This is a genomic window from Achromobacter spanius (assembly GCF_002812705.1).
Taxonomy (GTDB): domain Bacteria; phylum Pseudomonadota; class Gammaproteobacteria; order Burkholderiales; family Burkholderiaceae_B; genus Achromobacter; species Achromobacter spanius.
In genome coordinates, this window is sequence record NZ_CP025030.1 from 4646654 (window position 1) to 4659997 (window position 13344).

The 13344-nt window shown below is 63.5% G+C and carries 15 protein-coding genes; 10 read left to right on the top strand and 5 right to left on the bottom strand.

From position 1 onward, the window contains the following. Positions 1-58 precede the first annotated feature (58 nt). Positions 59-460 carry an Imm1 family immunity protein gene (locus CVS48_RS20970; protein ID WP_100856124.1) on the bottom strand — a complete coding sequence of 134 codons (402 nt, stop codon included), beginning with the start codon at positions 458-460 and terminating at the stop codon, positions 59-61. 152 nt (positions 461-612) lie between these two features. On the opposite strand from CVS48_RS20970, the gene CVS48_RS20975 reads away from it, so the two are divergent. Then, positions 613-1146, top strand: a complete 534-nt coding sequence (locus CVS48_RS20975; protein WP_100856125.1) for a hypothetical protein — start codon at positions 613-615, stop codon at positions 1144-1146. A gap of 59 nt (positions 1147-1205) precedes the next feature. Here the strand turns inward: CVS48_RS20975 and CVS48_RS20980 are convergent, their stop codons facing one another. After that, positions 1206-1412: a hypothetical protein gene (locus CVS48_RS20980; RefSeq protein ID WP_050449696.1), complete on the bottom strand. Its 207-nt coding sequence runs from the start codon at positions 1410-1412 to the stop codon at positions 1206-1208. A gap of 244 nt (positions 1413-1656) precedes the next feature. Between CVS48_RS20980 and CVS48_RS29265 the strand changes: the two genes are divergently transcribed. Then, on the top strand, positions 1657-1989 hold the full coding sequence (locus tag CVS48_RS29265; RefSeq protein WP_126376316.1) for a hypothetical protein: 333 nt from the start codon (positions 1657-1659) through the stop codon (positions 1987-1989). Positions 1990-2021: 32 nt separating this feature from the next. Here CVS48_RS29265 and fdx read toward each other — a convergent pair whose 3' ends face one another. Continuing rightward, positions 2022-2360 carry an ISC system 2Fe-2S type ferredoxin gene (fdx, locus tag CVS48_RS20985; protein ID WP_100856126.1) on the bottom strand — a complete coding sequence of 113 codons (339 nt, stop codon included), beginning with the start codon at positions 2358-2360 and terminating at the stop codon, positions 2022-2024. 25 nt (positions 2361-2385) lie between these two features. On the opposite strand from fdx, the gene CVS48_RS20990 reads away from it, so the two are divergent. Further along, on the top strand, positions 2386-3285 hold the full coding sequence (locus CVS48_RS20990) for a carbonic anhydrase (RefSeq protein ID WP_242001204.1): 900 nt from the start codon (positions 2386-2388) through the stop codon (positions 3283-3285). 123 nt (positions 3286-3408) lie between these two features. Here the strand turns inward: CVS48_RS20990 and CVS48_RS20995 are convergent, their stop codons facing one another. Together CVS48_RS20995 and CVS48_RS21000 are read right to left on the bottom strand one after the other, a co-directional pair. Beyond that, positions 3409-4605: an extracellular catalytic domain type 1 short-chain-length polyhydroxyalkanoate depolymerase gene (locus CVS48_RS20995; RefSeq protein ID WP_100856128.1), complete on the bottom strand. Its 1197-nt coding sequence runs from the start codon at positions 4603-4605 to the stop codon at positions 3409-3411. A 29-nt stretch (positions 4606-4634) separates the two neighbouring features. After that, positions 4635-5057, bottom strand: a complete 423-nt coding sequence (locus CVS48_RS21000; protein ID WP_100857784.1) for a CopG family transcriptional regulator — start codon at positions 5055-5057, stop codon at positions 4635-4637. A gap of 230 nt (positions 5058-5287) precedes the next feature. Between CVS48_RS21000 and CVS48_RS21005 the strand changes: the two genes are divergently transcribed. The 7 genes from CVS48_RS21005 to CVS48_RS21035 all read left to right on the top strand — a co-directional run bounded on the left by CVS48_RS21005 (position 5288) and on the right by CVS48_RS21035 (position 13344). Continuing rightward, positions 5288-6277 carry a LysR family transcriptional regulator gene (locus tag CVS48_RS21005; RefSeq protein WP_100856129.1) on the top strand — a complete coding sequence of 330 codons (990 nt, stop codon included), beginning with the start codon at positions 5288-5290 and terminating at the stop codon, positions 6275-6277. Next, positions 6274-7755: a flavin-containing monooxygenase gene (locus CVS48_RS21010; RefSeq protein ID WP_100856130.1), complete on the top strand. Its 1482-nt coding sequence runs from the start codon at positions 6274-6276 to the stop codon at positions 7753-7755. The genes CVS48_RS21005 and CVS48_RS21010 overlap by 4 nt, the downstream gene beginning before the upstream one ends. After that, the gene (locus tag CVS48_RS21015; RefSeq protein ID WP_100856131.1) at positions 7752-8726 is read left to right on the top strand and encodes an ABC transporter permease; all 975 of its coding nucleotides are present in this window, start codon (positions 7752-7754) and stop codon (positions 8724-8726) included. The genes CVS48_RS21010 and CVS48_RS21015 overlap by 4 nt, the downstream gene beginning before the upstream one ends. After that, a complete protein-coding gene (locus CVS48_RS21020) occupies positions 8723-9640 on the top strand; it encodes an ABC transporter permease (protein ID WP_100856132.1) in 918 nt (305 codons plus the stop codon). Before CVS48_RS21015 ends, CVS48_RS21020 begins: the two co-directional genes overlap by 4 nt. Continuing rightward, positions 9637-10647 (top strand): ABC transporter ATP-binding protein, encoded by a 1011-nt coding sequence (locus tag CVS48_RS21025; protein WP_100856133.1) that lies wholly within the window; start codon positions 9637-9639, stop codon positions 10645-10647. The genes CVS48_RS21020 and CVS48_RS21025 overlap by 4 nt, the downstream gene beginning before the upstream one ends. Beyond that, positions 10644-11660, top strand: a complete 1017-nt coding sequence (locus CVS48_RS21030) for an ABC transporter ATP-binding protein (protein WP_100856134.1) — start codon at positions 10644-10646, stop codon at positions 11658-11660. Before CVS48_RS21025 ends, CVS48_RS21030 begins: the two co-directional genes overlap by 4 nt. A gap of 100 nt (positions 11661-11760) precedes the next feature. Beyond that, a complete protein-coding gene (locus CVS48_RS21035; protein WP_100856135.1) occupies positions 11761-13344 on the top strand; it encodes an ABC transporter substrate-binding protein in 1584 nt (527 codons plus the stop codon).

Consider the following 13344-nt stretch of genomic DNA (forward strand, 5'->3'; position numbering starts at 1 on the left):
AGCGCCGGCGTCGCGGCGCTTGGGCCAAAGCGATAGGGCACAGCGCTTGGACTTGCCCTTACTCGCTGACCCACTGCAAGTCGGGTGACGGCGCGCCTTCCTGTTGGAAATGCAGCAGAGCCGCCTTCGCCATGTCCCGGTCCACGCATTGATACTGCTGGTAGCTGCCCGCCTGGCCCCCCACCACCACTTCCTGATCGTGGTCTTCCGAGCGCGAGGGGTCGATCAGCGTATAGATGCGCGCGTCGTCATCCAGTGTGATCGACACGACGAACGCGCCATCGCCGCCACCGATCGCCATGACGGTTTCGTCTTCCGTCACGAAGGCGATGGAACTGAATTGCGCGCCGTCCAGTTGGTCCAGCGCGGCCAAGTTATCGGCGTGACTTGGGTCGTCGCGCTCGCTGACCGCGACGCGTTCGCCCAGACGGCGTTCTTCAATAAGTTTTTTTATTTTCACAGCGTTCCAGCCCCCTTGATCATGGACGCGTGGCCACCCGCGTGACCAGCGCCGCTCTATTGCTGCCCCGTAAAAGACAAGGCGCTAAAAGAAGCAGTCTACCGGGATCGGGGCAAGCGGGTACGGGCTTCGGTTTATGCCAGAATTGCGCCATGAAATTGATCATTACCGCCGCCGTTCTGCTATTGGCCACCGTGGCATCCATCGTTTATCGGGTGAAGCAGCGCAGCCCCGACGACACCGGCCACCGTATCCGCAGCGATCTCGTCGCGGGCGGCTTGATGTTTGCGTTTATTGCGCCGGCCATTGGCGGCATCGCGGTCACGCTGGTGCTCAGCGCCGTTTCGCAGACCCCTAGAAACCTGATGATCATGGTTTTCGGCCTGCCCTGGTTTTATTTATTTGGCGTAATCCCCGCACTGCTGTGCGGCGTCGTGGCCGGCGCGCTGAGGCCCGTGCGGTCCACCTGGGCGGCGCTGGGCAAGATTGCGCTGGTCGGGCTGGTCTTTGGAATGGGTTCTTTCCTGCCGTTCTCCGGCCGCGATGCCGAAGTGCGCGACGTCCTCTTCCCGTTCTTCGTGGGTGGCCTGCCCGGGATGCTCAGCGGCTTTCTCTGCGCCTACTGGTTCTACGGCAAACCCGGCAGCGTGCGTCCGACAAGCGCAGACGCGTCCCAAGTGGCATGACGTGAAACGAAGCGCCCCGGCGTGGTCAACTGCAAGCCGCGCCTGAGCGTCAACCGCTATCAGCGCTCTTCCTGCCGTTCCTTCTCTTCGGCCGCCGCCACATCCTCCAGCTTCACCGTCTGCGTACAGCCATTGGCTGCCGCACATTGGCCGGGCTGTTGCGAGCTTTTCACGCACTCGGCAAAGGCCAGCGCGGCGTCCACCGTCGCGAAGTGGTACGAATGTCCATCCGTGAAAGCGACCTTTCCTTCGACTGAGCAATCCATGCCTGACTCCGTTAGCGACGCAATTCTTCGTCGGCATAGCCAAACGGCCAGCGGCGCTTGTTCGGTTCAGGGGTCGGCTTTTCGTTATTCATGATGGACTCCAATATTCGAATATAAGAATCCTATCTGCGTAGTTGTAACAGCGACGTAAGGGTTCGCAAACAAGCCCTTCATTGCTACGGTGTGCGCGCATGTCATGAATAAGTGATAGCACACGGCATTCGCCCACAAGGGCGATATTCCCATGACCGCATCCAGTGCTATCAATAAAGCGCCAAGGGTGAAACCGCCGTCCGTCGGCATAACAACATCCGGCCCGATACGGATTGGCAATCTGAGGGAGGGCTTTGTCATGGCCTCAGGCTCGCGACTGTCTGACGTAATTGTCAAACTGCCGGACCGGTCGACTGTGCGCATCGAACGTCGCCTGGTCATTATTCGAAGCGCCGACGCGGCGCCAGAACATCGTTATGTCTGCACGTTGGAATCAGGCGAGCAAGTAACCTGGCTGGGCGATGGCAAGTACCGGTTACCAGACGGCGCCGTCGCGGTGGCTGTGGCACACAAGCGTCCGTAGTTACGACGCGCGCCGCACCCTTGCGCTGCAATTCAATGATTTTCCTTTGCATGATTGACCGTGTACTTGGGGATGTCGACCGTCAGGTCCTGTTCGCCGACGATGGCCTGACAACTTAAGCGCGACTGCGGCTCGACGCCCCACGCGCGGTCCAGCAGGTCTTCTTCGCCCTCTTCCACGTCGTTAAGCGCATCAAAACCGCTGCGCACGATGCAGTGGCAGGTTGTGCAGGCACGGCTTTTTTCGCACGCATGTTCAATTTCTATGCCGTGATGCAGCAACGCATCACAGAGGGAAGTTCCCGCGGACACGTCCAGCACCGCGCCGGCGGGTGCAAGATCGGGATGGGGAAGAACGGTGATTTTTGGCATATCGGGCCCGCCTTATGTGTCGGTCTTGGAATATTCAAACCCAGACCCCGAGCCTAAAGATGTCCATGCTGGCAAGGTCAAGCGCCCGTCACCAAAAACAATTGTCAAGTCCACACCAGTTACCGCGTCAAAACACTGTTATCGCCCCACAATCAGTGCGCACGAATTCTCTGGACATCGTGTCCTTCAGGAGACCCTCATGTGCGATTGTGCTGCTTGCGTGACCCCCTCCCCCGACTCCACCCCACGCCGTCGCCTGCTGTTGGGCGCGGCAGGTCTTGCCGCGTTCGGCGCGACCGGCTGGGCGGAAACCGCCAATGCCGAAGTCCCGTCCAACGATATTGGCGGTGACGCCGCCTTGAAACGACTGCTGGCGGGCAATACCCGGTATGCGGCCAACAAACCCAACATGCGGGACTTTTCAGCGGGCCGGGCGGCTCGCGTCAAAACACAAAAGCCGATCGCCGCGATACTCAGTTGCTCTGATTCCCGGGTAGCGCCGGAATTGGCCTTCGACCAAAGCCCGGGCGATGTCTTCATCGTTCGGGTTGCGGGAAACTTCGTCAACGAAGATGGCCTGGCCAGCTTCGAATACGCCGCCAAGATTCTGAACGTGCCGTTGATCCTGGTGCTGGGCCACAACAACTGTGGCGCGGTGGACGCCACGATCAAAGTACTGAAAGAAAATGCCGAACTGCCCGGCCATCTGCCCGAGCTGGTCAATGCCATCAAGCCCGCCGTGGAACGTGCCGTCAAGGGCGAACCGAAAAACCTGCTGACAGCCGCCATCGCTGAAAACGTCCGCCAGGCCGTCCAGCGCTTGCAGACAGCTCAGCCGGTATTGCAAGGCATGGTGCAGGAAAAGAAGTTGATGGTGGCGGGCGGCGTGTACGACCTGGCCACGGGGAAGGTGACGTTGGTTTGATTGCGCAGGCTTGATCGCGCGATTTGATCCGTGCTGACACGGTCGCGGCCTTTCCTGGTGGAAGACCGCGACCGGATAGCGAAAGCGCGTGACCCCGCCTTCGCTCAGGCTTTGCCTGGTTGCTTACTGCTTTACCGCCAAGGGATGCTCAAAGAAGAACCGCAGCATTTCTCGCGTGGCATCCGGCCCGCTCAGGTCCGTGTACGACCCCTTGGGCGACCCGCCAGCCCAGGCGTGGCCCGCGCCGTGCACCTCCCAATATTCCGCAACCACCTTGCCCTGCGCGTCCGTGTACACCCGCTTGGTACTGTCACGCCCTTGGTTCGCCCCTGATACGCGCTGGCTTTGCACGCGCGCATCCGTCCCGGCGCTGGCGGCGACAACCGCGCCGGCATTGGCCGGGTGCACGGTGTTATCGCGGTCACCATGAAAAACAATGGTCGGCACCGGCGTGCTGGACGCCGCCCCCGGCCGTACCCCAATACCCTTCATGGCAGACAATGCCGACGGCAGATCCTTGGCCGCGCCCGCCGCCAGGCCGGAATGCACACCCGCCGCCGCATACAACTGCGGATAGGTATCGGCCAGAATCGCGGCCATCGCGCCGCCCGCGGACAGCCCCGCCACATAGACGCGCCGTGTATCGATGCCGTATTCGGCGATGACGTGGCGCGTCATGTCGGCCAAGATCGACGGCTCGCCTTTGCCGGCCTGCTGATGGTTGTGCTTGAACCAGTTCCAGCACTTTTGCGGGTTGGTTTCGCGCGGCTGCACCGGATACAGCACATAGAAACCCTGTTTTTGCGCGGCGTCGTTCATGGCGGTGCCCGCCGCGAAGTCGTCAGCGTCCTGCGTGCAACCGTGCAGCATGACGACCAGTGGCCTCGCTTGCCCGTTCACGCCTGGCGGCACATACAGCTTGTAGACGCGCTGACCGGCGCTATTGCGAAACGAACCCGCCGTGAAGAAATCACCCTTCGTGGCGGAGGACTCGCCGGGCGCACGATGGGTGGGTTGGGATGTCGGAGCGGCGTCCTCGTCCCGTGCCGGGGACGGCGCGGCGGCGGCGGCGGATGAGGCGCTTTGGGACGACGACGCGGAAGCATTGCGGGCCGAGTCCGCAGCTTTCGGCGACGACGCGGGCACCTCGCGCGCCTCGACGTCAATCACATCGGCCTCGTCATAGCGCGGCGCGGCGGATGCCGCCGTGGGCTGCACGCCCATCAAAGCGGCTTGAATGGCGGCGGTGGCCGCGGCCAGGTTGCCGGAACGGGTAAGCCGCGTGGCTTGGCTCATCAGTTGCTGAAATTCTGGGTGCATGGGGTGACCTTTGAAGCGGCAATAACGTGTCAGCGGATGCGCTGACTCAGGGCAGCCTTGACGGCGGGGCTGGCGTGCAAGGCCCCCAATACCGTCACGGATTCAATCGTGGCCAACGCCAACTCGGGCGTCACGTCCGGCGCAATGGTCGCCAGCCCCAGGATCCGGATCTGCAACATTTCACCGGCCGCTTGAACCGCGAGCAGATCGTCGACCGTGTAGTGCTGAATACCCAACACCAGTGTTTTCCGGCTGACCGCCTGCCGCACGGCATCGCCATGGGCGGCAAGCTGGTTGCGGATGGCGGTGCGGATCAGGTCGGTCCGGTTGGCGTAGAAGCCCTCTTGAACCAGAAGATCAATCTGGCCCAGGTCGACATAACCCAGGTTGATCGTGATCTTTTCGTCTGAGGGCTTGGGAGCGGAAGCGAGGCGTGGGGGACGTGGAGGCATGGAACAAAGCATAAAACCATCCAAGTGGATGGCCTATGGATGTTTCAACTTGATAGACCTTCGAACGCCAATCTGGGCGACGCGGATCTGTCCCTAAGTCCTTGAAATAACGAGAAGTTATGAAACCGCATAAGGAAATGCCCACATAGGGAATTTACTTATGCCTTTTAACTATTTGCAGCGCGCATACTTGCCGGGTCAGAATTCGCGCTGAGCATAAAGCACCCCAGATGGAACTTCGCCAACTCGAGGCCTTCGCGGCCGTCATGTCTACAGGTAGCGTCACCGCTGCCGGGCGCCTGCTTGGGCGTTCGCAGCCGGCCATCAGCCGCCTGTTGCAAGAGCTTGAAGCGGAAATCGGCTATGCCCTGTTCAACCGCAGCGGGCCGCGTGTGACCCCCACCGAACAAGGCTTTCTGCTGTATGACGACGTGGAACGCGCGCTGGCCGGCTTGCAACAGATTCGCAGCCGCGCCGAAGAAATCGCGCGCGGCCAGGCCAAGCCGCTGCTGCTGGCGGCAACGTCCGCGCTGGCTGCCGGCCTGGTGCCCGACGCCCTCAAACGCATCGAATCCCAAACCGGCGCCATGCGGGTGCAAGTGCGCAGCGCCTCGCCCGAACGGGTCGTGCACGCGGTGCTGACCGGCGCCGCGCAACTGGGCGCCACCAGCTTGCCACTGGAACATCGCGGCCTGACGGTGCATTGGATTGCGCAAGCGCCCTGCGTAGTGGCCTTACAGGACGACGATCCACTGGCCGCGCACGACGTGGTGCCGGTGGCCCTTCTGGCCGGCCGCCGCCTGATCACCATGGCCAACCCCTACCGCCTGCGTCGCCGCCTGGACGCCGCGCTTGCCCCCGACGGCAATGCGCCCGGCACCATCGAAACCAATTCGTCCGTCAACGCCCTGGCCGCCGTGCGCGCCGGCTTGGGTGTGTCGGTGCTGGAACCGATTACCGCTTACGGCGTCCCGATGCCGGGCGTGGCGATCCGGCCTATCGACCTGGACATCCCTTTCTTCTTTGGGGTCATCACCCCGCAGCCGCAACCGCAACCTCAACCGTTGACGCCCGCCTGCCAGGCTATGGCCGACGCACTGGCCGAAGCCGCCGCCGCGCTGCTGCCCGGCTTTGTGCTGCACGACGCCAGCGAGCATGCCGCGCTGCTGCACTCTGTCTACGGTGATGACGCCCCTGTTTTGGACTCCCCCACACTATGAATTTGCCCGTTGCCACCCCGCCGCAAGGCTTGGATGCGCTGGAAGCGCGTCTGCGGCAAGACCTGTCCTGGCTGGAAATTCCCGCCAAGAACTGGGTTGCGCCCCGTCTGGTTGACGGCCAACAGGTACTGGACGTTGTCGTCATCGGCGGCGGCATGGCCGGCTTGGCCGCCGCCGCGTCGTTGACGCATCTGGGCATCACCGCGCCCATCTTCGATCAAGCGCCCGAAGGCTACGAAGGCCCGTGGGCCACCACCGCCCGCATGGAAACGCTGCGGTCGCCCAAGCAACTGACCGGCCCTGCCCTGGGCTTGCCGGCGCTGACCTTCCGCGCCTGGTTCGAAGCGCAATTCGGCACGGCCGAATGGGACGCGCTGGACAAGATTCCGCGTTTGCAATGGATGGACTACCTGCGCTGGTATCGCCGCGTGCTGAACCTGGACGTGCGCAACAACCACCGCGTGCTGTCCGTGCAACCGCGCGCCGACCGCCTGGTGCAACTGGACATCGAATCCCCCGCCGGCCGCAGCACCGTGCTGGCCCGCCGCGTGGTGCTGGCCACCGGCCGCGACGGCCTGGGCGGCGCCTATGTGCCTGACTTTGCCAAGAAACTGCCGCGTGACCGTTGGGCGCATTCGTCCGACGTGATGGACTACGCCACGCTGGCCGGCAAGCGCGTCGGCGTCGTGGGCGCGGGCGCGTCCGCCATGGACAGCGCCGGCACCGCGCTGGAAGCCGGCGCCGCCAGCGTCGACCTGCTGATCCGCCGCAACGACATCCCGCGCGTGAACAAAGGCAAAGGCGCGGGCAACCCCGGCCTGACCCACGGCCACCTGACCCTGCCCGACGAATGGAAGTGGAAGATCCGCCACTACATCAACGCCGCCCAAGTGCCGCCCCCGCGCGGCAGCACCTTGCGCGTGTCGCGCTTCCCCAACGCCCGCTTCAACCTGGGCTGTGGCGTGGAAGACCTGGCCTTGGTCGGCGACGACATCCACGTCACCACGCCCAAGGGCGTGTTCGTGCTGGACTTCCTGATCTTCTCCACGGGCTTTCGTATCGACTGGACCGTGCGCCCGGAATTCGCCCCGCTGGCGCCTCACGTGCGCAACTGGGGCGACCGGTTCACCCCGCCCCCCGGCGAAGAAGACCAGGAACTGCATGACTCGCCCGACCTGGGCGCCGTCTTTGAATTGCAAGAAAAAGTGCCCGGCGCCTGCCCGGGTCTGGACCGCGTGCACTGCTTTTCGTACCCCGCCGCGTTGACCCAAGGCACGATCTCGGGCGACATCCCGGCCGTCAGCGACGGCGCCAAGCGCCTGGCGCAAGGCATCGCCGGCCTGTTCTACCGCGAAGACGTGGAAACGTACTACGCGAATATGGAAGCGTTTGCGGAACCGGAAGTGTTCGGCGATGAATGGACGCCGGCCCCGCCGCCCGCCCAGGCTGCGGCCTCGCAAGCGGAGACCGCGCAATGACTGGTTGGTTGATACGCCGTGTCGCGCAAGCGGCGGTGGTGGTGTTGCTGATGACGCTGATCGTCTTCGTGGGCCTGCACGCCATCGGCAACCCCGTGGACATCCTCATCGGCCAGGACGTAGACCAGGTCGACCGCGCCCGCATCATCGCGGAACTGGGCCTGGACAAACCGCTGTGGCAGCAATACCTGGCGTTCCTGAACGGCGCGCTGCACGGCAACCTGGGCAACAGCTTCGTCTACAACATTCCCGCGATTGAACTCGTCATCCAGCGCCTGCCCGCCACGCTGGAACTGGCGATCAGCGCCCTGGGCCTGGCCGTCATCATCGGCCTGCCGCTGGGCTTGATTGCCGGCCTGTACCCCGACAGCCGTTTTTCCAAAATGATCATGGCCGGCAGCATCGTCGGCTTCTCGCTGCCCACGTTCTGGGTCGCGCTGATGCTGATCATGACGTTCAGCGTGTCGCTGGGCTGGCTGCCCGCCAGCGGCCGCGGGCAGACGGTGGAATTCCTGGGTTTTCAGTGGTCGTGGCTCACCGCCGACGGCTGGCGCCATTTGATCTTGCCCGCGCTGAACCTGTCGCTGTTCAAGATTTCGCTTGTCATCCGCCTGACCCGCGCCGGCGTGCGCGACGTGATGCCGCTGGACTTTGTGAAGTTCGCGCGCGCCAAAGGCTTGTCGCCGTTTCGCGTGGTCTGTGTGCACGTGCTGCGCAACACGATGATCCCGCTGGTGACCGTGCTGGGCCTGGAGCTGGGTTCGACGATTGCGTTCGCCGTGATCACGGAAAGCATTTTCTCGTGGCCCGGCGCCGGCAAGCTGATCCTGGACAGCCTGAACGCGCTGGACCGCCCCGTGATCGTCGCCTACCTGATCGTGGTCGTGTGCCTGTTCGTCACCCTGAACCTGATCGTCGACATTCTTTATAAAGTGCTGGACCCCCGGGTACGGCTGGAGGGCTCGGCATGAGCACCACTGCAACCCCTGACAAGGTTCCCGCCCTGCGCCGCGAATCGCCCTGGCGCCGCAACCTGACCGAATTCCTGTCGTCCAAAACGGCGGTGTTCGGCCTGGCGGTGGCCACCCTGCTGATTCTGGCCGCCATCTTCGCGCCGTGGATCTCGCCGCAAAACCCGTATGACCTGCTGCAAATCGACGTGCTGGATTCCCGCATGCCGCCGGGGTCCATGAACGGCCTGGACACCTTCCACTACTGGCTGGGCACCGACGGCCAAGGCCGCGACTTGCTGTCCGGCATTCTGTACGGCCTGCGCATCAGCTTGATGGTGGGCGTGGGCTCGGCCGTTATCGCCGGCATCGTCGGCACGCTGCTGGGCCTGCTTGCCGCCTACGCGGGCGGCAAGGTTGATGCCTTCATCATGCGTTTGGTCGACTTGATCCTGTCGTTCCCGTCCATCCTGGTTGCCATGATGATCCTGGCCTTTCTGGGCAAGGGCGTGGGCAACGTGGTGCTGACGCTGGTGATTCTGGAATGGGCCTATTACGCCCGTACCGCGCGCGGCCAGGCCCTGGTGGAACGCCGCCGTGAATACGTGGAAGCCGCCCGCTGCCTGGACATTCCCAACTGGCGGATCATGTTGAAGCACATCCTGCCCAACTGCCTGCCGCCGCTGATTGTGATTGGCACCTTGCAGATTGCGCGCGCCATCACGCTGGAGGCCACCTTGAGCTTTCTGGGCCTGGGCGTGCCGGTGACCGAACCGTCGCTGGGCCTGCTGATTTCCAACGGCTTTCAATACATGCTGTCCGGCGAATACTGGATCAGCTTCTACCCCGGCATCGCGCTGCTGATCACCATCGTCGCCATCAACCTGGTGGGCGACCGCCTGCGCGACGTGCTGAACCCAAGGACTCACAAATGACCGACCGCACCGCTACCGGCGCGCCGGCCACGCTTGAAGTGCGCAACCTGCGCACGCACTTTCATACCCGCGCGGGCGTGCTGCCCGCCGTGGACGACGTGTCGTTCACGCTGGAGCGCGGCAAGATCCTGGGCCTGGTCGGAGAATCCGGCTCGGGCAAATCCGTGACGGGCTTCTCCATCATGGGCTTGGTTGACGCCCCCGGCCGCATCGTCGGCGGAGAAATCCTGTTCCAGGGCCGCGACCTGACCAAGCTGGCTCCGCGTGAACTGCGCAAGTTGCAAGGCAACCGCATCGCCATGATCTTCCAAGATCCGATGATGACGCTGAACCCCGTCTTGCGGGTGGACGTTCAGATGATCGAAACCGTGCGCGCGCATAACAAGATGAGCAAGGCACAAGCCCGCACGCTGGCCCGCGACACGCTGGGCATGATGGGCATTCCCAGCCCGGAAGAACGGCTGCTGGCCTATCCGCACCAACTGTCTGGCGGCATGCGCCAGCGCGTGGCCATTGCCATCGCGATGCTGCACCGCCCCGACCTGATCATTGCCGACGAACCCACCACCGCGCTGGACGTCACCATCCAGGCGCAGATTCTGTCTGAAGTGCAAAAGCTCGCGCAGCAGCACGGCACCAGCCTGATCTGGATTACGCATGATCTGTCGGTCGTGGCAGGCTTGGCCGATGACGTGGCCGTGATGTACGCCGGCCGCATCGTCGAACACGGCAAGGTCGACGACGTGCTTGACCGCCCGCAGCACCCCTACACCGTTGGCCTGATCGACAGCCTGCCCAGCAACAACCTGCGGGGCCAGCGCCTGCGCCAGATTCCCGGCATGACGCCCAACCTGCTGCACCTGCCCGCCGGCTGTGCGTTTTCCGCGCGCTGCTCGCGCGCCACCGCCGCCTGTGGCCAGCAACCCGGCATCACTCAAGCCCTGCCCGAACACGACGTGCGCTGCTTCCATCCGACTATCCAGATCCACAACGAGGTGACGGCATGACTGTATCCGCCGCCCCCACTCCGCTGATTGACCTTTCTCAAGTCAGCAAGCGCTTTGGCGAAAGAAAGGTCGGCGCAGCCGGCCGCGCCATGCAGCGCATGGGCCTGTCCAAGCCGCCCGCCATCACGCGCGCGGTCGACAACGTGGACCTGATCGTGAACCCCGGCGAAGTGGTCGGCCTGGTGGGCGAATCCGGCTGCGGTAAGTCCACGCTGGGCCGCATCGCCGCAGGCTTGTTGACGCCATCGGGCGGTGAAGTGCGCATCAACGGCGTGCGCCCGTCGGACATGACGTCGGCCGAAGCCCACGCCGCGCGCCTGACCGTGCAGATGATTTTCCAGGACCCCTACGCCAGCCTTAATCCGCGCCTGCGCGTGGACGAGATCGTGGGCGAAGCGGCCCGCATCCATGGCCTGGTCGGCAATGGCGACTTTGACGACTACGTCAGCGCCCAACTGGAACGCGCGGGGCTCGACCCTGCCCTGCGCCAACGCTATCCGCACCAATTCAGCGGCGGCCAGCGCCAGCGCATCGGCATCGCCCGCGCGCTAGCCGTGCAGCCGTCCATGCTGGTGTGCGACGAAGCCGTGGCCGCACTGGACGTGTCCATTCAAGCGCAAATCCTGAACCTGTTCATGGACCTGCGCGAAGAACTGAACCTGACGTATCTGTTCATCAGCCATGACCTGGGCGTGGTGGAACACCTGTCTGACCGCGTCGTCATCATGTACCTGGGCCGCGTCGTGGAAACGGCCACCGTGGACGAAGTGTTCCAGCGCCCCAACCACCCGTACACGCAAGCGCTGCTGGCGGAAATTCCCAGCCTGAAGTCGCGCCACAAGATCTTTACCGCGATCAAAGGCGAGATTCCCAGCCCGCTTAACCCGCCCGGCGGCTGCCATTTTCATCCGCGATGTCCGCATGCGATGCCGCGCTGCAAGACCGAAGTTCCCACGTTGAAGGGAATCGCCATCAACCATTTAAGCGCCTGTCATTTGAACGACATGGCCTGAACCTAATTGGCCGCGTTGTCCTTGATGCCTTTATTGGCCTGAATGACAACGCAGCCTTCGGAACACTTAATTCGTTCCCCCCCTACCAAGGACCCCGAACATGAAACGCTTGATTCTTTCGACCCTGACCGCCGCCATCCTCGGCGCCTCTGCCGTCGCGTCCGCCGACAACCTGACGATCGGCTTCGCCGACCCGCTGTCGTCCCTGGACCCGCAGTTGAACAACCACGCCGGCGACCGCTCGGTGGCCCTGCACTTCTGGGACTTGCTGATCGAGAACAAGTGGAACAAGCTTCAACCCGGCCTGGCCGTTAGCTGGAAACCGCTGGACCCCACCACCTGGGAATTCAAGCTGCGTGAAGGCGTCAAGTGGCAAGACGGCACGCCCTTCACCGCCGACGACCTGATCTATTCCTACACCCGCGCGCGCGCCGTTCCGGGCAGCGTGGCAACGTACGCCGGCTACCTGCGCACCATCGACACGATGACCGCCAAGGACCCGCTGACCCTTATCGTCAAGACCAAAGCGCCCAACCCCGACCTGCCGCTGAACCTGGCATCCGTGCACGTCGTCAGCAAGCACGTCGGTGAAAAGTCCACCACCGAAGACTACAACTCGGGCAAGGCCATGGTTGGCACCGGCCCGTACAAGTTCGTGTCCTACACCCCCGGCGACCGCGTCATCATGGAACGCAACGACGGCTACTGGGGCGACAAGGCCACCTGGGACAAGGTCAACTACCGCTACATCAACAACGCCGCCTCGCGCACCGCCGCGCTCTTGGCCGGTGACGTGGACGTGATCGACAAGGTGTCGGTGTCGGACCTGGCCAAGCTGCAAAAGGCCGCCAACATCTCGGTGTACCCGTACGACGGCCTGCGCGTCATGCTGCTGCAACCCAGCTTCAACCCCGCGCCCAACCAGTACATCACCGACAACAACGGCAAGCCGCTGGACAAGAACCCGCTGCTGGACCTGCGCGTGCGTCAAGCGCTGAACCTGGCCATCAACCGCAAGGCCATCGCCGACCGCATCCTGCAAGGCGCCGCCACCGAAGCCAACCAGTGGATGCCCAAGGGCACCTTCGGCTACAACCCCGACGTGAAAGACATCCCCAACGATGTCGCACAAGCCAAGAAGCTGCTGGCCGAAGCGGGCTTTCCCGACGGCTTCAAGCTGACCATGCACGTGCCCAACGACCGCTACCCGCAAGGCCCGGAAACCGCCCAAGCCGTGGCGCAGTTCTGGACCCGCGTCGGCGTCAAGACCCAAGTGGAAGTGGTGCCATGGGCCGTGTACTCGGGCCGCGCCAACAAGAACGAATTCGCCGTCAGCATGCTGGCGTGGGGTAACGGCACGGGTGAAGGCAGCTACGCGCTGGTCAACATCCTGGCGTCGGTCGACCCCAAGAAGGGCCTGGGCGCCTCCAACTGGGGCCACTACTCCAACCCCAAGGTGGACGCCGCGCTGGAACAGTCCACGTCGGAATTCGATGTGGCCAAGCGTGAAGCCATCCTGCACGACTCGGTCAAGCTGGTGTCGGACGACGTCGGCATCTTCCCGCTGTTCCACTACAAGAACATCTGGGCCACCAAGAAGGGCTTGAAGGTTACGCCGATGACCAGCGACCGCACGGCCGCCATGATGGTCACCAAAGAACCCGCCGCCGCGGCCGGTAAATAA